The organism is Cognatundibacterium luofuense, assembly GCF_018139685.1.
Lineage (GTDB): Bacteria > Pseudomonadota > Gammaproteobacteria > Burkholderiales > Burkholderiaceae_D > Undibacterium > Undibacterium luofuense.
In genome coordinates, this window is record NZ_JAGSPN010000009.1 from 16,420 (window position 1) to 34,890 (window position 18,471).

At 53.7% G+C, this 18,471-nt stretch carries 18 protein-coding genes and 1 other RNA gene; 16 read left to right on the forward strand and 3 right to left on the reverse strand.

Features of this window, described 5'->3' with window-relative positions:
• Positions 1 to 639: 639 nt before the first annotated feature.
• Positions 640 to 1,041 (forward strand): VOC family protein, encoded by a 402-nt coding sequence (locus tag KDM89_RS12415; protein ID WP_212688256.1) that lies wholly within the window; start codon positions 640 to 642, stop codon positions 1,039 to 1,041.
• Between the two features lie 212 nt (positions 1,042 to 1,253).
• On the opposite strand, the gene KDM89_RS12420 is transcribed toward KDM89_RS12415, so the two are convergent.
• Positions 1,254 to 2,171 carry an EamA family transporter gene (locus KDM89_RS12420; protein ID WP_212688257.1) on the reverse strand — a complete coding sequence of 306 codons (918 nt, stop codon included), beginning with the start codon at positions 2,169 to 2,171 and terminating at the stop codon, positions 1,254 to 1,256.
• A gap of 193 nt (positions 2,172 to 2,364) precedes the next feature.
• Here KDM89_RS12420 and KDM89_RS12425 point away from each other — a divergent pair, with 193 nt between their 5' ends.
• The 5 genes from KDM89_RS12425 (at position 2,365) to KDM89_RS12445 (ending at position 6,821) form a co-directional block, all read left to right on the forward strand.
• Positions 2,365 to 3,258, forward strand: a complete 894-nt coding sequence (locus tag KDM89_RS12425) for a PhzF family phenazine biosynthesis protein (protein WP_230427836.1) — start codon at positions 2,365 to 2,367, stop codon at positions 3,256 to 3,258.
• 125 nt (positions 3,259 to 3,383) lie between these two features.
• Positions 3,384 to 4,499, forward strand: a complete 1,116-nt coding sequence (ribBA, locus tag KDM89_RS12430) for a bifunctional 3,4-dihydroxy-2-butanone-4-phosphate synthase/GTP cyclohydrolase II (protein WP_212688258.1) — start codon at positions 3,384 to 3,386, stop codon at positions 4,497 to 4,499.
• 84 nt (positions 4,500 to 4,583) lie between these two features.
• Entirely contained in the window at positions 4,584 to 5,081 is a 498-nt protein-coding gene (gene ribH / locus KDM89_RS12435; RefSeq protein ID WP_212688259.1) for a 6,7-dimethyl-8-ribityllumazine synthase, read from the forward strand.
• A gap of 28 nt (positions 5,082 to 5,109) precedes the next feature.
• The gene (gene nusB, locus KDM89_RS12440; protein WP_212688260.1) at positions 5,110 to 5,577 is read left to right on the forward strand and encodes a transcription antitermination factor NusB; all 468 of its coding nucleotides are present in this window, start codon (positions 5,110 to 5,112) and stop codon (positions 5,575 to 5,577) included.
• Positions 5,578 to 5,651: 74 nt separating this feature from the next.
• Positions 5,652 to 6,821 carry a pyridoxal phosphate-dependent aminotransferase gene (locus tag KDM89_RS12445; RefSeq protein WP_230427837.1) on the forward strand — a complete coding sequence of 390 codons (1,170 nt, stop codon included), beginning with the start codon at positions 5,652 to 5,654 and terminating at the stop codon, positions 6,819 to 6,821.
• A gap of 152 nt (positions 6,822 to 6,973) precedes the next feature.
• Here KDM89_RS12445 and KDM89_RS12450 read toward each other — a convergent pair whose 3' ends face one another.
• Positions 6,974 to 7,909 (reverse strand): lytic transglycosylase domain-containing protein, encoded by a 936-nt coding sequence (locus KDM89_RS12450; protein WP_329604663.1) that lies wholly within the window; start codon positions 7,907 to 7,909, stop codon positions 6,974 to 6,976.
• Positions 7,910 to 8,391: 482 nt separating this feature from the next.
• Between KDM89_RS12450 and ubiD the strand changes: the two genes are divergently transcribed.
• The 9 genes from ubiD (at position 8,392) to KDM89_RS12495 (ending at position 16,967) form a co-directional block, all read left to right on the forward strand.
• Positions 8,392 to 9,876 (forward strand): 4-hydroxy-3-polyprenylbenzoate decarboxylase, encoded by a 1,485-nt coding sequence (gene ubiD, locus KDM89_RS12455; RefSeq protein ID WP_212688398.1) that lies wholly within the window; start codon positions 8,392 to 8,394, stop codon positions 9,874 to 9,876.
• Positions 9,877 to 9,928: 52 nt separating this feature from the next.
• An RNA gene (ffs, locus tag KDM89_RS12460) (signal recognition particle sRNA small type) lies at positions 9,929 to 10,027 on the forward strand.
• Between the two features lie 190 nt (positions 10,028 to 10,217).
• Positions 10,218 to 10,676: a cache domain-containing protein gene (locus KDM89_RS12465; RefSeq protein ID WP_230427838.1), complete on the forward strand. Its 459-nt coding sequence runs from the start codon at positions 10,218 to 10,220 to the stop codon at positions 10,674 to 10,676.
• A 255-nt stretch (positions 10,677 to 10,931) separates the two neighbouring features.
• Positions 10,932 to 11,777, forward strand: a complete 846-nt coding sequence (locus tag KDM89_RS22510; protein ID WP_230427839.1) for a potassium channel family protein — start codon at positions 10,932 to 10,934, stop codon at positions 11,775 to 11,777.
• A gap of 73 nt (positions 11,778 to 11,850) precedes the next feature.
• Entirely contained in the window at positions 11,851 to 14,121 is a 2,271-nt protein-coding gene (locus KDM89_RS12475) for a DNA polymerase III subunit gamma/tau (protein WP_212688261.1), read from the forward strand.
• 22 nt (positions 14,122 to 14,143) lie between these two features.
• Positions 14,144 to 14,470, forward strand: coding sequence for a YbaB/EbfC family nucleoid-associated protein (locus tag KDM89_RS12480; RefSeq protein WP_189358079.1), 327 nt, complete (start codon positions 14,144 to 14,146; stop codon positions 14,468 to 14,470).
• The gene (gene recR, locus KDM89_RS12485) at positions 14,470 to 15,069 is read left to right on the forward strand and encodes a recombination mediator RecR (protein ID WP_212688262.1); all 600 of its coding nucleotides are present in this window, start codon (positions 14,470 to 14,472) and stop codon (positions 15,067 to 15,069) included. The genes KDM89_RS12480 and recR overlap by 1 nt, the downstream gene beginning before the upstream one ends.
• Positions 15,070 to 15,071: 2 nt before the next feature.
• Positions 15,072 to 15,722 (forward strand): HD domain-containing protein, encoded by a 651-nt coding sequence (locus KDM89_RS12490; RefSeq protein WP_212688263.1) that lies wholly within the window; start codon positions 15,072 to 15,074, stop codon positions 15,720 to 15,722.
• A 6-nt stretch (positions 15,723 to 15,728) separates the two neighbouring features.
• Positions 15,729 to 16,967 (forward strand): CaiB/BaiF CoA transferase family protein, encoded by a 1,239-nt coding sequence (locus KDM89_RS12495; RefSeq protein WP_212688264.1) that lies wholly within the window; start codon positions 15,729 to 15,731, stop codon positions 16,965 to 16,967.
• 333 nt (positions 16,968 to 17,300) lie between these two features.
• Here the strand turns inward: KDM89_RS12495 and KDM89_RS12500 are convergent, their stop codons facing one another.
• A complete protein-coding gene (locus KDM89_RS12500) occupies positions 17,301 to 17,903 on the reverse strand; it encodes a MarC family protein (protein ID WP_189358075.1) in 603 nt (200 codons plus the stop codon).
• Positions 17,904 to 18,241: 338 nt separating this feature from the next.
• Between KDM89_RS12500 and KDM89_RS12505 the strand changes: the two genes are divergently transcribed.
• On the forward strand, positions 18,242 to 18,442 hold the full coding sequence (locus KDM89_RS12505) for a DUF1289 domain-containing protein (protein WP_189358074.1): 201 nt from the start codon (positions 18,242 to 18,244) through the stop codon (positions 18,440 to 18,442).
• Positions 18,443 to 18,471: the final 29 nt, after the last annotated feature.

Genomic DNA, 18,471 nt, shown 5'->3' on the forward strand with positions numbered 1-18,471 from the left:
CGGAGCGCCAGACTTTCTGCCGACGACAGCGGGATTGCTGTGCTGCACACCGCATTTGTGTCGTTTTTTAGGAATTCATATATTAATTGATGGGATCATGGAATTGTTAAAAAATTAAATTATTCAATCCAGAGAGTAAAAAACGATGTTGCGTAAAATACTGATTTCACTAAGCTCACTAATCGGGATAATCCTCGTTATATTTTTATTGCATGTATATTTTTTATCAAATTTTCATCAGGACTCGAAGAAATCTATTCGTTTCAAAATCAATACAGAAGACTGCTTCCAGTTGTTAGCGTATTCAGGGAGGAGCAACAACGATTCGGCTTGTTTGATTCTGAAGATAAATATGCTTTATTTATCGGTATTCGTACTGATAGCGGGGGGGCTCGCGGGGTTTTCTTAGCTATTGAATTGTTTAATAACAATGAAAATATCGAGAGTTACGTGAAGAAATGTGAAGTTCGATATTCGCCAGAAGGCATTTCATTTGTCCAGCCAAATGGGTATCTGACCTTCGTACCAAAATCGGTGTACGAATAAGGGAGCCAAAAGGCGGCAGCCGTGGCAGTATGAGTGCTGTTCCGGCGTGCGGATTCAGCCGGTGTGATGTGAACCCTACTGAAAGGACGCAGCATGCATCAGCAGATTTTTATTACCTTGCCAGCGAAAGATCTGGCGCGTACCAAAGCGTTCTGGCAGGCGCTGGGTTACGGACTGGACCCGAAATTCTCTGGCGATAACGCGGTCAGTGTGATCCTTGGTGAGCATATCCGGCTGATGCTGGCGAACGAAGAAACCTTCATGCATTTCAGCCATAAAGTGGTGTGCGATACCAGTCAGGCGCTGGAAGTGCTGCATGCTTTATCGTTTGACAGCCGTGAGCATGTGGATGCGCTGATCGCCAAAGCCAGAGCCGCCGGTGCCGTGGTGCCGGATGAGGCAGAGGATCATGGTTTTATGTATGCGCAAGGGTTTTATGACCCTGATGGTCACGGTTGGAATTGCTGCGCATGGAGCACGCCGGCAGACTGCTGATGCCGGCTGAAGTCAGCGCATTGTGCAGAAGTCCGCATTTGTAATTTACGGAGAGCCGGACGTTCTGCCGACGACAGCGGGATCGCTGTGCCGGACTCCGCATTTTGGCAGTTTTGGAGCTGTTTTGAGCCGTTTTCAGGTGCTGCCGAACATTTGCCACAGCACCTGAATCGGTAAATCGCAAAAAACAGCAAAAAAGTGGCAAAAAAGTATCAGCGCAGACCCGGCAGCATTGCGCCCAGAATGCGTCCGCCGAAGACATTGATCAGCAGGCCGGACATCACAATCACCGCGCCGGTCATTTGCTGCTGCGACAGCGCTTCCCCCAGAATCAGCCATGCGCTGCTGAGGCCCACAATCGGCACCATCAGCGTCAGCGGCGCCACCATATGCGTTGGCAAACTGCCGAGCAATTTGCCCCACAGCGTGTAGCCGATCAGCGTGGCCGCCACCGCCAGATACACAATCGCCAGCGCTGATGTCAGATTGAAATGCTGTAGGCTGTACACAATCGCATCACCGCCTTCAAACAGATAAGACAGCGCAAAGAAAGGCAGAATCGGTACCAGCGCACTCCATGCCACCAGACTCAGCACATTGGTCGGGCCGATTTTTTTGTTGAATACATTGCCGCTGGCCCACGATAAGGCTGCGCACAACGTCAGTGCCAGACCAGCCATCGGTACCGGATGCGCTGATGCATGCAGACTGGCGCTGCCCAACACAACAAGGCCGATGCCTGCTATCGCCATACCGAGTAAATTCTGAATATACAGTTTATCTTTCAGAGTCAGCGCAGACAGCATCACGGTAAAGAAAGCTTGAGATTGCAGCACCAGCGAAGCCAGTCCGGCCGGCATGCCGACGGCCATCGCAGTAAATAAAAACGCGAACTGACCGAGGCTGATGGTGGCGGCGTAACCGAGCAGCAGCTTCAGCGGAATTTTCGGGCGCGGCAAAAATAAAATCGCCGGAAATGCGACCAGACAAAAGCGCAGCGCGCCCATCAGTAAGGGCGGCACACCGCGCAGGCCGAATTTGATTACGACAAAATTCAAACCCCACAAAGTCACAACCAGTAAGGCTGTCAGTGCGTGTTTCAGGGTAAAACGGGGCAGGGCAGTGGTCATGCGGACTCCGGAACAGGGTCGCCAGCAGGCAACCGGTATGAACGAATCAAGGGAGATTTGCTTTGTGCATCTTGCCTGTGTCAGCGGGTAGCCGACAGATACAGAGCAAGGGCAGATCGCCCCGCGCCTGTGCATGGCAAGAACGATAACATGCTTTTAGGATATTGCCGTTAGCACAGACGGGAACTGTTGCATGGCAGCAAAGTCTGAATATTCTTACCGTTTAAGGAGCGTTGCCGTGGGCATCTGGAATTATCAATTGCTGAATGTGTTTGCCGAAAGTCCGCTCGGCGGCAATCCTTTGTGCGTCGTAGAGCAGGCCGAAGGTTTGTCCGATACGCAAATGCAGGCGCTGGCGCTGCAGTTTAATTTGTCTGAAACCGTGTTTCTGCTGAGGTCGGAACAGGCCAATGCGCACATGCGGATTTTTACGCCGGGTGCGGAAATGGCATTTGCCGGACATCCGAGCATAGGCAGTGCGGCGGCAGTCAGTCGTCTGCAGGGCGATTTGCAACAACTGACGCTGGCGTGCCGCGCCGGACTGGTGCCGCTGGATCAGCAGGACGGTATCTGGTATTTCTCGCCGCCGAAAGCTGCAGAGATCACGCCGGTCAGTGTGCCTGCCGCAGAAATGGCGGCCGCGCTGGGCTTGCAGGAAGACGATCTGGCCACTGCGCCGGTCTGGGTAAATACCGGTTCGGATCAGGTGCTGGTTGCGCTGAAATCGACAGACGCCTTGCAGCGTGCGTGGCTGGATGCGGCGAAGCTGGCTTGCTGGCCGCGCAGCAGCGTTGGTCGCCGCACCGTGTTTTTATTTGTGCCGGATGAAGCTGAGATCACTGCACGCTATTTTTTTGAAAGGCCGAACGGCGGCACCGGCGAAGATCCGGCCACCGGTTCCGCTTGCGCCAATCTGGGTGCGTGGCTGCATCATTTCCGGCCCGCAGACGGCAAGCGTCAGTGGAAAGTCTGGCAGGGCGCGCAGGCAGGTCGTCCGTCCTGTTTGTATCTGCAAGTTTCGCCGCAAGGGCAGATTCGCGTTGGTGGCAAAGTGGTCTTCTTCGCCAGCGGCAGTTTCACGCTGTGAAGCTTTCTTCAGTGCATGCAGAAATCACGGGAAGGAAGCCCCGAAATCCATTAAAATAGCGGGATTCGTTCAAAACAGACGGTTGCCGGTCAGACTCAGGCGGCCGGTTCAGGAATTTTCCCCCTATGAGTATCTCGAGTATCCAGGAAATCATCGCTGAAATCCGTGCGGGTCGCATGGTCATTCTGGTTGATGAAGAAGACCGTGAAAATGAAGGTGATCTGGTGATGGCAGCGGAATTTGTCACGCCGGAAGCGATCAACTTCATGGCGAAATTCGGCCGTGGTCTGATCTGCCTGACCCTGACGGAAGAGCGCTGCGAGCAATTGCAATTGCCGATGATGACCAGCCGTAACGGCACATCGTTCGGTACCAATTTCACAGTATCAATTGAAGCAGCAGAAGGTGTAACGACCGGTATTTCTGCGGCTGACCGTGCTCACACAGTACGCGTTGCCGTGGATAAGCGTTCCACGGTTGCGGATATTGTGCAGCCGGGTCACATTTTCCCGCTGCGCGCCCAGAAGGGTGGCGTACTGATGCGCGCTGGTCATACCGAAGCCGGTTGCGATCTGGCGGATCTGGCTGGCCTGACACCGGCTTCCGTGATTTGCGAAATCATGAAAGACGACGGCACCATGGCACGTCTGCCGGATCTGATGGAATTCGCGAAAGAACACAATCTGAAAATCGGTACGATTGCGGATCTGATTCATTACCGCAGTCAGAACGAATGTATCGTGGACCGCGTTGGTCAGCGCCGCATGCATACCGCGTTCGGTGAATTCGATGCGGTACTGTATCGCGATAAACCAAGCGGCTCTGCCCATCTGGCACTGATCCACGGCAACGTCACACCGGAAACAGAAACACTGGTGCGCGTGCATCAGCCGGTTTCGATTCTGGATTTGCTGGATGCGCATTCCACCACGCATTCCTGGAATGTGGCAGCGGCAATGCAGGCCGTGCAGGCGGCACCATCCGGCGTGATCGTTCTGCTCAATTGCGAAGAAACAGCGGAGCAAATGTTTGACCAGTTCAAAGCACTGAACGCACCGGAAAGCCGTCCGCAGGCACGTGCAGCACGCATGGATCTGCGTAACTACGGTATCGGCGCGCAAATTCTGCGTGACGTTGGTGTACGCAAAATGAAGCTGCTGGCGAATCCGCGCAAAATGCCGTCGATGGCTGGTTTCGATCTGGAAGTGACCGGTTATCTCGATAAACCGGCGCAAGCCTGATCAGCAGTTCGCTGCAATACAATGGATAAACACGGCACCACCGGGTGCCGGACATAAAGCGCGACAGCGCAATGAAGGAATCATATGACTATCGGACATTACGAATCAGATCTGGACGGCGCAGGTGTGCGCGTTGGTATCGTGCAAGCCCGTTTCAATGAAAAAGTATGCCAGGGTTTGCTGGACGCCTGCGTCGCTGAATTGCGTCGCCTCGGTGTCGAAGATGAAGATATCCTGCACGTGACTGTGCCGGGTGCGCTGGAAGTACCGCTGGCGCTGAAAAAAATGGCAGACACCAATCAGTTTGATGCTCTGATCGCACTGGGTGCAGTGATTCGCGGTGAGACTTACCACTTCGAACTGGTATCGAACGAATCCGGTGCAGGTATCACCCGTGTTGGTCTGGATGCAGGCATTCCTATTGCCAACGCGATCCTGACCACAGAAAATGATGAACAGGCCGAAGTCCGCATGGCTGAAAAGGGTGCGGATGCAGCGCGTGTAGCGATTGAGATGGCAAATCTCGCGCTGGCGCTGGAAGAACTCGCCGAAGCCGGCGAAGGAATGGATTACGACGCGTAATCCGGCAACAGACAGAAGGTAAAACATAATGAGTAATACTATCCAGCACGCCAATCCGAATAAAAACCGCACACCACGTCACCGTGCGCGTGAATTCGCATTGCAGGGCGTTTATGAGTGGCTGTTAAACAATGAAGCCGCCGGTGTGATTGATGCGCATATCCGTGAAGCGCATGGCTTTGAAAAATCGGATCGTGAGCATTTCAATGCTGTACTGCACGGTACGATCAATCAGTCTGTGCAATTGCGTGAAGATTTATCCGGTCTGACCGACCGCGGTATCAGTGAGCTGTCGCCAATCGAGCATGCCGTATTGCTGATCGGCGCGTATGAACTGAAAAACCACGTTGAAATCCCTTACCGCGTGGTCATTAATGAAGCCGTTGAGCTGGCCAAATCCTTTGGTGGCGTTGATGGTCACCGCTATGTGAACGGTGTACTCGATAAACTCGCAGCCCGTCTGCGTCCTGAAGAGTTCGCGGCCAGCAAACAATGATGTCGTTCTGAATCAGATCAGCCGCCTGTTGTCCGCAAGGAACAGGCGGTTTTTTTTCGCCGGAGTTTTGAATCATGTCGCACCCGCTCGCTTCCCGTTTAGACCAGATCGCCCCGTTTCATGTGATGGAAATCCTGAAAATGGCCAAGGCGCTGGAACAACAAGGCCGTCACTTAATTCATATGGGTATCGGTGAACCAGATTTCACTGCGCCGCCTGCCGTCGTCGATGCCGCTGCCAGCGCCATGCGCGACGGTCGTTTGCAATACACCACTGCGCTGGGTATTCCGGAGTTACGCAGTGCCATCGCAAAACATTATCGCGATGCGTTCAATGTGGAAGTGCCGGAGCACCGCATTATTGTGACGGCTGGTGCCAGCGCTGCATTGTTGCTGGCTTGCGGCGCACTGGTGCAGCCGGGGGCGGAAGTGCTGATGCCGGATCCGAGTTATCCGTGCAACCGGCATTTTGTGGCGGCGTTTGAAGGAAAGGCAAAGCTGGTGAATAGTGGTGCTGAGCAACGCTATCAGTTATCAGCTGCGGCGGTGCGGGAACACTGGACGGCGCAAACGGCCGGTGTGTTACTGGCAACGCCGTCAAATCCGACTGGCACGACCATACAGCCGGATGAGCTGAAAGCGATTCTGCAGGAAGTCCGTGCGCGTGACGGTTTTGCGATTGTGGATGAAATTTATCAGGGCTTAACCTACGACCATGCACCGTCAACTGTTCTGACGATCGATCAGGATGCGATCGTGATTAACAGTTTCAGTAAATACTTCAGCATGACAGGCTGGCGGCTGGGCTGGATGGTGGTGCCTGAGCACATGGTTGCTGCAGTGGAAAAGCTGGCGCAAAACTGGTTTATCTGCCCTTCGTCGATTGCGCAATATGCAGCAGTGGCCTGCTTTGAGCCGCAGCAAATTGCGATCTTTGAAGCACGCAAAGCAGAAATGCAGACGCGCCGCGATTATCTGGTCCCCGCCTTACGTGAACTGGGATTTTCGATTCCGGTTACACCGGATGGCGCGTTTTACGTCTACGCCAATTGTTCTGCACTGACGGATGATGCAGATCATTTTGCCAAAGATGTATTACAGAAAGCCGGTGTAGTGATTACTCCAGGGCAGGATTTCGGCCCCTTTACTGCAAAAGACCATGTCCGTTTTTCGTATGCGAACAGTCTTGATAATCTGAAGGAAGCGGTGCGACGCCTGGCTGAATATCTGAAGCAAGGAAGCTGAGTGTCGCAAAATCCGGCGGAGAGTATGTGAGGATGCATTCAGGTTTTTATTCCGGGCAACTCTCGCGATACTTTTTCGTCTGGCATTGAATCTCAATGAAAAAAGCCGCTGCATTTGCAGCGGCTTTTCTGTAAGGAGAGTCCGAACAGTCGTTACAGTGCAGCGACTTGTTCTTTGTTGTCCGGTTTGGACTTGGCTTCGGTGGCTTCCGGTTTATTGACCGTACCGGAATCTGTGTTGCGAATCACAGGAACAACTGCCGGAGCCGGTGCGCTGAAATTGGTCGGAACCGATTTGCCGCTGGAAACTTCTTTCAGCTTGCGGTATTCCGTCAGAACGCGGGAACCGTAACCGGAATCCGTTTCTGCAGCCCCTGCGCCTACATATAGCTTCAGGCCGCCCTCAACGGAGCCAGCGCGCGTGACGTAGTCTTTCAGAATCATGGCGCCGACTTTGATGTTGGCTACCGGATTCAGTGCCGCTTTCACGCCGCCCATTTCTTCAAATTTGGCATGATGCACTTTAGACATGACTTGCATCAGACCTTGTGCGCCGACCGGACTTTCCGCAAACGGGTTCAGGCCGGATTCGATTGCCATGACCGATAAAATCAGCAGCGGATCGATTTTGATTTCTTTCGCGGTCAGATAAGCCGCAGAAACCAGCATATTGGTTGCATCACTGGCGACGCGGTAGCGTTTTGCCAGCCAGCTTGTGACCCATTGCTGTTGCTTGGTGCTGCCCAGCATTTTGGCGTCTTCTTCAGAGAAGCTAGCAGGTTGTGCGTGGGCTTCTTCTCTGCTTTTGGCAGGTACTGCCATCAGCATTGCCAGACTTGGCGGTGCGGGTGCGTCGTCTACTTCAGCCACTTCAGGCTCAGTAAACGGCGACATGGTTTTAAACTTATCAGCCAGCTCCGGACGGAAAAACATCATTGCCAGAGTGGTGAGTGCAAATACACCAATGACAGTCACGCAATTGCGTGCAAACATCATCAGGTTGCTGACGGAAAACACAGAGCCCTGACCGGAAGCATTCGCTTCAGTCTGTCCACTGGTCTGTCGTGCAGCGATCAAACGTTGAATCATATTACCTCCTGAAAATCCGCGAGGCAGCTACCGGCAAAGGCAGAACTGCAGTAATGCAAAATTCGCGTATCAGAAACACCGTCATGGTTGCGGGCGCAACAGCAAGACGCCGGAGCAAAAGATCTCGTCAACTTGTCAGGTTGCACACTGGTCGCTACCAGTGATCTTTTACTGTTTCGGGTGAAGGCAGACGCCTTTTGAAACTCTCCTTACAATGTGAGGCGGGACCCGAATTCCCATGTTTGATGTTACCGTTATGGCGGCGTCGCCCAGAGATAGCTTTGCCGGAACTGCTCATTTCTTCATCAAGTTGGGCGCATTGTAGGAGCGGTTTTATGCATCGTCAATACTATCAAAAATATTTTCTATAACTTTTAGGTATAATGAAAACTTCATGAAAACAGCAAAAAGCAATAAAATCAATCACTTATGAAAATTTGCTGGTAAGTCGGACGAAAACCAAAAAAGAACGTTAAAAAATGATGAAATACGCGGATCTGAGAGATTTTATGGCCCAGCTGGAAACACTGGGCGAGCTGAAAAGAGTCAGAACAGAGGTTTCGACGCACCTCGAAATGACAGAAATTTGTGACCGTACTTTAAGAGCGGAAGGTCCTGCCATTTTGTTTGAGCGTCCGGCAGGGCATAGCATTCCTGTACTTGCTAATTTATTCGGTACGCCGCGCCGTGTGGCGCTGGGTATGGGCGCGGAAGACCTCAGTGATTTACGTCAGATCGGACATGTACTGTCAGCGCTGAAAGAGCCGGAACCGCCAAAAGGACTGAAAGATGTTCTGGGTATGGGGAAGCTGGTAAAGGCGGTATGGGATATGGCGCCGAAAGAAGTGCGTGGCGCTTCCTGTCATGAAATTGTCTGGGAAGGTAATGATGTTGATCTGGCGCGTTTGCCGATTCAGCATTGCTGGCCGGGAGATGCAGCACCGCTGATCACCTGGGGTCTGGTGATTACTAAAGGCCCCAATAAAAAGCGTCAGAATCTTGGTATTTATCGCCAGCAGGTGATTGCGCGGAATAAAGTCATTATGCGCTGGCTGGCGCATCGCGGTGGCGCGCTGGATTTTCGTGAGCATTGTTTGCAGAATCCGGGAAAGCCTTATCCGATTGCGGTAGCGCTGGGCGCTGATCCTGCGACGATACTCGGGGCGGTAACGCCCGTACCGGATACCTTGTCTGAATATCAGTTTGCCGGTTTGCTGCGCGGTAGTCGCACGGAATTAACCAAAGCGATTGGCAGTGAGTTACGTGTTCCGGCTTCTGCGGAAATCGTACTGGAAGGCCATATTTATCCGGATGAAAATCATCCGACTGGCTTTGAGCATGCGCTTGAAGGACCTTATGGTGATCACACCGGTTATTACAATGAGCAGGACTGGTTCCCTGTGTTCACAATTGACCGCATCACCATGCGCCGCGATCCTGTGTACCACTCCACCTATACAGGCAAACCGCCGGATGAACCTGCGGTGCTGGGCGTGGCACTGAATGAAGTGTTCATTCCTTTGCTGCAAAAGCAGTTCACGGAAATCACCGATTTCTATTTGCCGCCCGAAGGTTGCAGTTACCGGATGGCGATCGTGCAAATGAAGAAGTCTTACGCAGGTCATGCAAAACGTGTCATGTTCGGAGTCTGGAGTTTTTTACGTCAGTTCATGTACACCAAGTTTATTGTGGTGGTGGATGAAGACGTCAATATCCGTGACTGGAAAGAAGTGATCTGGGCAATCACGACGCGGGTTGATCCGGTGCGTGATACCACCATGGTTGATAACACACCGATTGACTATCTGGATTTCGCATCGCCGGTCAGCGGGCTGGGCAGCAAGATGGGGATTGACGCCACCAATAAATGGCCGGGCGAAACCAGCCGTGAATGGGGTACGACGATCACTATGGATGATGCAGTAAAAAAACGTGTCGATCAGATCTGGCAGGAGCTGGGTTTGTAATTTGCCGTAACTGACTTCCCGCCGGTGCCGTTATCCGCTATAATGGACGACTGGCGGGCCCCTGCGCATTGTGGCGTGGTTAACCTGGTCAGGTCGGGAACGAAGCAGCCATAGCCGCATCCCGCAAGTGCCGCAGATCAGGCTCGCCACCTCTTCATTTTCTCAGCGATTTTCTTCGCAACTTTCCCTGTAATTTCCCAACTGCTCAGTCTCCATCAGGGTTTCTGATATTTCTCAAGCAATGTTTTTGCTTGTGCGTTTGCACATGTTTTTTCCTTGCTGCGATGTTGCCAGCTGGATATGCTTAGTCTCATTGTTAAAACAACTGACAGGAGGAGACGATGAAGTTATTCCGCAGAATGTTTGTGATGGCAGCGCTGGCTGTGATGGCAACCGGTTCCGCATCGGCACAGGAGCGCGGTACGACAGAGCAAGCGCAGGCTATGGTGAAAAAGGGTATCGCCTATATTAAACAGGTTGGTAAAGAAAAAGCGTTTGCTGAATTTGCGAATGCGTCTAATAAAGATTTTCACGACAAAGATTTATATTTGTTCGTGTATGACCTGAATGGCGTGAATCTGGCTCATGGTGCGAATCCAAAGATGCAGGGCAAGGTCTTACTGGATATGAAAGCCGGTGACAAATTTATTATTCGTGAAATGATCGATACCGTCAATAAAAAAGGCAGTGGCTGGGTGGATTATCCGTGGCCGAATCCGGTGACGAAAGCGCTGGAGCCAAAATCATCGTATGTTGAAAAACATGAAAATTACCTGGTTGGTTGCGGGGCCTATAAATAATCACAGGACTTTTGATGATGTATCGCTGATAACTGAAATCTGAAGCCATAAAACAAGACAGCGCAGACCGGAACGGCTGCGCTGTCTTGTTTTATGGCACTGCTTTGTTGCGGTGAAATAACAAAGCAGCGTGTTTTTTGATGAAGGTGAAAGCGGCTTGCTATGATGCTTTAAGGCAGGCTGATGGCTTGCTGTGTTTTCTGAGAATTTTCTTCTGGCAGGTAAAGCGTGGTCGCAAAAAAACGAAAATCCCGAATGAATGACAAGCAGAATATGCTGCCGGTGACTCAGCGTTTCGTGGCCTGGCTCAGCCGTCCCTTATTGTTGCTGGGTTTAATGATCACGATTCCGGGTTTTTATCTGGAACTTGCAGGTGACACTGATTTATTCCGTGCTGCAGGGAGAGCTTGTTACGGCATTGCTGCGGTACTGATTGTGACCGATGCGATGCTGCAATGGCGGCGTAACCGATGGTCATCCCGCCGGCACGGAAAGCTGATGCTGGATCTGGGTATCGCTGCTGGGTGTGTCATCAGTCTGCTGGCACCGGCGCAAAGCTGGAGTACCGCAGAATGGATCATGCGGCTTGGTCTGTGTGCTGCCATTGTTCTTCGCTTTGCGATGCTGATTCTGCAGCATATGCGCCCCAGTCATCTGGTGCAGGTCATCGGGCTGGCGATCGTGATGCTGTGTTCGGCTGGCGCTGGTTTTTACTGGCTGGAGCCGAATGTGCATAGTTATGCCAATGGTGTCTGGCTGGCGTTCACCACTATCGCGACCGTAGGTTACGGCGATATCGTGCCTTCGACCGCTGCTTCTAAAATTTTTGCGGTCTTTATCGTACTGCTCGGTTACGCCATGTTCTCGATTGTGACCGCGAATATTGCCGCTTTGTTTGTTGAAGAGGAAGAGGAAGAGCTGGAGCAGGAATTGCATGCAGATATTCGTGCGCTGAGCCGTGAATTGCATGCGCTGCGTCAGGAATTGCGTCAGAGGGATGAATTGCTGGCGCGTCTGGAAATCTATCTTGAGCAGGTGCCGGTCGTTTCTGCGGAAAATGAAGATGCGATCCGTGTGTCAAAAGAACGTAATGTGGCGTAAGCACTTATTTTTGTCCTGTGGCTGATGCATCATTATTCACTTTGATGCGGGTTGAATAGGTTAAAATCGCAGGATGTCATATCAAGTACTCGCCCGAAAATACCGTCCGAAAAGTTTTGAAACGCTGGTCGGACAGGAACACGTCGTACGTGCCTTGACGCATGCTTTAGAACAGCAGCGTCTGCACCACGCTTATCTGTTTACCGGAACCCGGGGTGTGGGAAAAACCACGCTGTCGAGGATTCTGGCTAAATCGCTCAACTGTGAAAAAGGCGTCACCGCCAGTCCGTGCGGGCAATGCGAAGCCTGCGTTGCGATCGATGCCGGCCGCTTTGTCGATTACATCGAAATGGATGCGGCCTCTAACCGTGGCGTCGATGAAATGGCGGCACTGCTGGAGCAGGCGATTTACGCGCCGTCCAATGCGCGCTTCAAGGTCTATATGATCGACGAGGTGCACATGCTGACCAACCATGCGTTTAATGCGATGCTGAAAACGCTGGAAGAACCGCCGGAGCATGTGAAGTTCATTCTCGCGACAACAGATCCGCAGAAAATTCCGGTCACAGTATTGTCGCGCTGCCTGCAGTTCAATCTGAAACAGATGCCACCCGGCCACATCGTTGGTCACCTTGAAAATATTCTTGGTCAGGAAAACATCGAATTCGATCCGCCTGCTTTGCGTTTGCTGGCGCAGGGTGCGCATGGTTCGATGCGCGATGCGTTATCGCTGACCGATCAGGCGATTGCGTATTCCGCCGGAAAAGTCAGTCTGGAGTCAGTCCAGGGTATGCTCGGTGCATTGGATCAGTCTTATCTGATCCGTTTGCTGGATGCGCTGGCAGCACAGGATGGACAGGCTTTACTGGCAGTGGCCGATGAAATGGCGGTGCGCAGTCTGTCGTACAAAAATGCCTTGCAGGATCTCGGCAGCATGCTGAACCAGATCGCGATTGCGCAGGTGGTGCCGGCAGCTGTGGCGGAAGATTTGCCTGAGCGTGAAGATTTGCTGCGACTGGCGGGCATGTTCAGTCGTGAAGATGTGCAATTGTTTTATCAGATCGCAGTCCATGGTCGCAACGAACTGGGGCTGGCACCGGATGAGTATGCAGGTTTCAGCATGACGCTGTTGCGGATGCTCGCTTTCCGTCCGGTCGACAGCCAGATCTATATGCAGAATGCCGCATCTGCCCCTAATTCCGGCCCCGTGCGTGACGCAGGACCGCTACCGCCGGGAAAGCCCGCGGGTAGTCCGGATCAGGCAGCGATACGGGCACCCCGCAACGAATCACCTGCTGCTGTATCACCAGTCCGGCAGGCGGCGCAAGCGGCCGTGCCGGTAGCAGCAGCTTCTCCGGCTGCAGCACCTGCAGTTGCCTCACCGGTTGTAGCTGCGCCAGCAGTGAAAGCGGATGGCAAGCCCCTGAGTCCGGCGATGGCGGCTTTGCGTGCTGCGCAGGCGGCCAGCAAAGCGAAAGCTGAAGGAAAACCGGTGCCAGAGATGCCGGCTATGCCGCCGAAAGCGCCTGCTCCTGATCCAACGCCAGTATCGGAAAGTTCGGCAAGTGTTCCGGTCGCTGCTGCGCCCGTGGTTCAGCCACCTGCTGTAGTTGTACCTGCGCCTGCGGTTCCTGAACCGGTTCGCGCACCTGTGCCAGCGCCAGCGACTGAATCGCCACCACAAACAGAGGCGTCAGCGCCGGTTCCAACAGTTCAGCCAGCCCGTCCTGTGCCGCCACCGGCAGCAGGGCAGGGAATGCCGGTCGGCATGGATGATTTGCCGCCGCCGTGGGAAGATTACGCGGAAATGCCGGATACGAGCGACATGCCGCCGGCATTTCCGGAAGATGAGATCAGCCAGCCTGTAGCCGCAACGCCGGTCGCACGGACGCCGGTTGAGAGCGCAGCGGCGGATCGTGTATTATGGCGCGCCCCGGTGCCTGAGCTGGACTGGGATGGTAACTGGCCTGCGCTGGCAGCGGCCTTGCCGGTTCGCGGTATTGCGCAGCAGCTGGCACATCAGAGTGAGCTGGTACATTGTCGTGCTGACGGGCAAATGTTTGTCTTTAAAATCCGTGTGCCGGTCGCCACTTTGTTGTCTGCCGGCAGCGATGAAAAACTGGCAGCGGCGCTCAGTGAGCGTTTCCAGCGTCCGGTCAGAGTCGAACATGAAACCGGCGCGGTGGCGCTGACTGCGAATGCAGCGGCGATTGCAGCACGGGAAGCGCGTCAGCAACAGGCAGAACAAGCGATTCGGGATGACGCTTTTGTACAGCGTCTGATGCGCGAATTTGGCGCAACACTGGTGGTTGGCAGCGTGAAGCCAGTCGACCGCACACACTAATTTTTTAGCAGGAGTATTCAACATGATGAAAAATCAACTGGCCGGTTTGATGAAACAAGCGCAGGCAATGCAGGACAACATGAAAAAAGCGCAGGATCAGCTGGCGCTGGTCGAAGTCGAAGGCCAGTCCGGTGCCGGTCTGGTGAAAGTGGTCATGACCTGCAAAAACGATGTGAAACGTGTTTCCATCGACCCGTCCCTGCTGGCAGATGACAAAGATATGCTGGAAGATCTGGTTGCGGCAGCATTCAACGATGCAGTGCGCAAAGCCGAAGCCACTTCTCAGGAAAAAATGGCATCGCTGACCGCTGGTCTGCCACTGCCACCCGGCTTCAAAATGCCATTCTGATGAAGAAACGTCCGGGCAGTCTGGAAGCTCTGACGGATGCGTTGCGCTGTCTGCCCGGTGTCGGGCCGAAGTCAGCGCAGCGTATGGCCTATCATTTGCTGCAGCATGACCGGGAAGGGGCGGATACCCTGGGGCATGCGATTCTGCATGCCCTGCAACAAATCCATCACTGTTCTTCCTGTAATACCTATACCGAAACCGGCTTGTGCGAAACCTGCTCTGATCCTGAGCGCGACGCATCCCTGCTGTGCGTGGTGGAAACCCCGGCAGATCAGATGATGATAGAGCAAACCCTGATGTACAAAGGTTTGTACTTCGTGCTGATGGGGCGCTTATCGCCACTTGATGGTATCGGGCCGCGTGATATTTTTTTCGATAAGCTGATGCAGCGCGCCAGTGACGGCAAAGTGCGCGAAGTGGTGCTGGCGACCAATTTCACCAGCGAAGGTGAAGCGACCGCGCATTACATCAGCGAAACCCTGAAAGCCCGCAACATCGCAGTCACCCGTATTGCACGTGGTGTACCTGCCGGTGGTGAGCTGGAATACGTCGATCCGGGCACTATCGCCCGCGCCTTACTGGACCGTCGTCCTGCCTGATTATGCACGAGCACAGCGCCTTATCAGAAGCCTGGTTTGCGCTGATGCAGCAACTGGCTGTGCCATCTGATACTGCGCAGGCAGGCTGGCAACAATTGCATCAGTGTTATACCGAACCGCACCGCGCTTATCACAATTTTTCGCACATCGCCGCGATGCTGCGGCACCTCACACAAACGCCGCTTGCTGTGCATGACGAAGCCGTGCTGAAGCTGGCAATCTGGTTTCATGATCTGATTTACGATCCGAAAGCAAAAGATAACGAAGCACGCAGTGCAGAACTTGCAGTGCAGTGGATGCAACAGGCCGGATTCAGTGCGGAACGCTGCGATGCTGTGCGCGCCTGTATTCTGGCGACCGCCAGCCACCAGTTGCAGCTTGCAGCACATGTGCCGGATGCGGCTTTGTTTCTCGATCTTGATTTATCGGTGCTGGGCTTGCCGCCCACGCAGTACCGTCATTACGCAGCGGCAATCCGCAAAGAATATGCATGGGTTGCCGCCATTCCCTATCGTTTAGGCCGTGCCGCTGTTTTAAAAAAATTTCTGGCACGCAGCGAACTCTACTTTACCCCGTATTTCCGCCAGAAGCTGGAAGCGCAGGCCAGACACAATCTGCAACGCGAACGCCGGCGCTTACTCTATTTTTTCTGAAGAACCATGACGACAACAGGACCTTTGGCAGGCATCCGTGTGCTGGAACTTGGCACGCTGATCGCCGGACCTTTCTGCTCCCGCATGCTGGCGGAATTCGGTGCCGACGTGATCAAAATCGAATCGCCGGAAGGTGGTGACCCCTTGCGCCAGTGGCGTGTGCTGAAAGATGGCACTTCGCTGTGGTGGAGTGTGCAGGCGCGCAATAAGCAAAGCCTGACGCTGAACATGAAAACGGAGCAGGGGCGTCAGATTGCCCGTGAACTGGCGCTGCAGGCCGATATCATCATCGAAAACTACCGCCCCGGTGTGCTGGAAAAATGGGGGCTGGGTTATGAAGAATTGCGCGCACTGAATCCGGCGCTGATCATGGTGCGTCTGTCCGGTTACGGTCAGAACGGTCCGATGCGTGATATGCCGGGCTTCGGGGCGGTTGGCGAATCGATGGGCGGCTTGCGCTATGTATCCGGTCATGCAGACCGCCCGCCGGTGCGGGTTGGTATTTCGATCGGCGATTCCGTTGCCGCACTGCACGGGGTGATTGGCGCGATGATGGCGTTGCGCCACCGTGATGTGACCGGCGGCCGCTGGAATGGCAAGACTGGTGCTGAGATGCAGGCCGGACAAGGGCAAATGGTGGATGTGGCCTTGTACGAATCCGTGTTCAATCTGATGGAATCGCTGGTGCCGGAATACGATGTGGCAGGTGTGGTGCGTGAGCGTACCGGCGGCGCTTTGCCGGGCATCGTACCGTCGAACACTTACACGACACAGGAGGGTGGCAATCTGGTCATTGCCGGTAATGGCGATGCGATTTTTCATCGACTGATGCTGGCAATCGGTCGCGTTGATCTGGCGCATGATACTCAACTGGCGCGCAACGATGGTCGCGTGCCGCGCACGGCAGAGATTGATCAGGCGATTCAGGAGTGGTGCAGTACGCAGACCGTGGATGCTGCGCTGGCCACTCTGCGGGCTGCCGATGTGCCGGTCAGTAAAATTTTTTCGGTGCGCGATATGCTGCAGGACCCGCAGTTCCTGGCGCGGAATATGTTCGAGCAGCATCAGTTCAGCGACGGCACGCCGGTCAAATTACCGGCAGTAACACCAAAAATGTCGGCAACGCCCGGCGGTACGCGCTGGATGGGGCCACAGCTTGGCGAACACAACCAAGCGATTCTGCAATCGCTTGGTTACAGCGACGCTGAGATTCAGGCATTGCGTGAACAGGGCATTACAGGCTAAAGCGGCTGAAACGACTGAATGCGACTGAATGCGATTGAATGCGGCTGGTGCAGCCCGAAAATAGCCCAAATGCGGAGTCCTGCACAGAAAAAAGGGCATTTTTGACGGACGTCCGCAGAAACACTGGGCGAGCGGGTAGGTCTGAAAATCATCAAATGCGGTGTTCTGCATAATGGCTGGATCTGATCGCATGAAGGAACAAGCATGTGCAACGTGGCGCCAGACAACGATCACCAGCCACTAGCTGCAACCGGCTAAGGTCTGCAGTAACAACAACGCCACCCGAAGGTGGCGTTGTTTTATGCTGAATTGCTGTGCTGTCGTAAGTGCTGATCAGCTCAGTGTTTTCAGGTATTCGCGGATACCGGCCAGCAGCATTTCGATCGACATCGCTGCCAGAATCAAACCCATCAGACGTTCGAACGCAGTCATTACTTTTGCGCCTAGAATACGCTGCATACGCTCTGCGCCCAGCAATACCACCAGCCAGACAATCGCTACCGCAATCAGTGCTGCCAGATGGATGGTCATTTCCTGTGTGCTGTCAGAAGAGAACAGCATCACAGTTGCCAGTGAAGACGGGCCCGCCAGCGCCGGAATGGCGAGCGGTACGATGAAGGGTTCGGAATTGTTTTCCGCATCACCAAACACACCGCCTTCCTGCGGGAATACCATGCGCAGCGCAATCAGGAACAGAATCACACCGCCACCGATACGAATCGACACTTCGGACAACTGCATCAGATTCAGGAAAGCCTTGCCGAAGAACATGAATAACAGCAGCAGGCCAAATGCAATCGCGCATTCACGCACGATCACACGCCAGCGGCGTTGCGGCGGCACATGGGCCAGCGCGGAAACAAAAATCGGCACGTTGCCGAACGGATCAGTGACCAGGATCAGCAGGATCAGGGTCTGGATAAAGTCTTTTGCCATGGTAAAACCTTTGAATTTTTTGTACTGCAAGGGGTGAAACCGGAGGGCTGTCTGGCAGGGTGCCGACAGAAAAGTATGCTGAATACGGCGGTGTGACAGTGGGTGTCAACCATAGAATGCGTTTCCATCAAGACAGAATTGTCCCAAGACTGGCTATGCTGTGTCAATCAGCGTACCGGTTTTCCGGCTTTAGCCAATACGGTATGACTGTTGCCGGAACGCTCTAAAGCGAATATGCCTTGCCGCACTTCTCAGTAACTTCAAGTACTATATTCGTTCGGAATCACAAATACCACCCGGAAACTTCGTCACCGGCTGGCAGTAGTTAAGGAAAAAGTATGTCGCACCCCTGGAATGACCCGCAGCAACGCCCCGATACACCCTGTGTCGCGGTGTGCTCCACTTTGTTTGATGATATTTGCCGCGGTTGCGGCCGTACTGTCGGCGAGGTGGCGCAGTGGGTGTTTATGAATCAGGCTGAAAAAGATGCGGTATGGACCCGCATACTGGCCGAAGGTTATCCGCGTCGTCAGTCATAAAAAATGTTCCGGCATCAGATCCGCCGGAC

Bases quoted from the DNA above. Each gene is read 5' to 3' on its own strand.
- KDM89_RS12415 (WP_212688256.1), top strand. From the start codon at position 640: ATGCATCAGCAGATTTTTATTACCTTGCCAGCGAAAGATCTGGCGCGT.
- KDM89_RS12420 (WP_212688257.1), bottom strand. From the start codon at position 2,171: ATGACCACTGCCCTGCCCCGTTTTACCCTGAAACACGCACTGACAGCC.
- KDM89_RS12425 (WP_230427836.1), top strand. From the start codon at position 2,365: ATGGCAGCAAAGTCTGAATATTCTTACCGTTTAAGGAGCGTTGCCGTG.
- ribBA (WP_212688258.1), top strand. From the start codon at position 3,384: ATGAGTATCTCGAGTATCCAGGAAATCATCGCTGAAATCCGTGCGGGT.
- ribH (WP_212688259.1), top strand. From the start codon at position 4,584: ATGACTATCGGACATTACGAATCAGATCTGGACGGCGCAGGTGTGCGC.
- nusB (WP_212688260.1), top strand. From the start codon at position 5,110: ATGAGTAATACTATCCAGCACGCCAATCCGAATAAAAACCGCACACCA.
- KDM89_RS12445 (WP_230427837.1), top strand. From the start codon at position 5,652: ATGTCGCACCCGCTCGCTTCCCGTTTAGACCAGATCGCCCCGTTTCAT.
- KDM89_RS12450 (WP_329604663.1), bottom strand. From the start codon at position 7,909: ATGATTCAACGTTTGATCGCTGCACGACAGACCAGTGGACAGACTGAA.
- ubiD (WP_212688398.1), top strand. From the start codon at position 8,392: ATGAAATACGCGGATCTGAGAGATTTTATGGCCCAGCTGGAAACACTG.
- KDM89_RS12465 (WP_230427838.1), top strand. From the start codon at position 10,218: ATGAAGTTATTCCGCAGAATGTTTGTGATGGCAGCGCTGGCTGTGATG.
- KDM89_RS22510 (WP_230427839.1), top strand. From the start codon at position 10,932: ATGAATGACAAGCAGAATATGCTGCCGGTGACTCAGCGTTTCGTGGCC.
- KDM89_RS12475 (WP_212688261.1), top strand. From the start codon at position 11,851: ATGTCATATCAAGTACTCGCCCGAAAATACCGTCCGAAAAGTTTTGAA.
- KDM89_RS12480 (WP_189358079.1), top strand. From the start codon at position 14,144: ATGATGAAAAATCAACTGGCCGGTTTGATGAAACAAGCGCAGGCAATG.
- recR (WP_212688262.1), top strand. From the start codon at position 14,470: ATGAAGAAACGTCCGGGCAGTCTGGAAGCTCTGACGGATGCGTTGCGC.
- KDM89_RS12490 (WP_212688263.1), top strand. From the start codon at position 15,072: ATGCACGAGCACAGCGCCTTATCAGAAGCCTGGTTTGCGCTGATGCAG.
- KDM89_RS12495 (WP_212688264.1), top strand. From the start codon at position 15,729: ATGACGACAACAGGACCTTTGGCAGGCATCCGTGTGCTGGAACTTGGC.
- KDM89_RS12500 (WP_189358075.1), bottom strand. From the start codon at position 17,903: ATGGCAAAAGACTTTATCCAGACCCTGATCCTGCTGATCCTGGTCACT.
- KDM89_RS12505 (WP_189358074.1), top strand. From the start codon at position 18,242: ATGTCGCACCCCTGGAATGACCCGCAGCAACGCCCCGATACACCCTGT.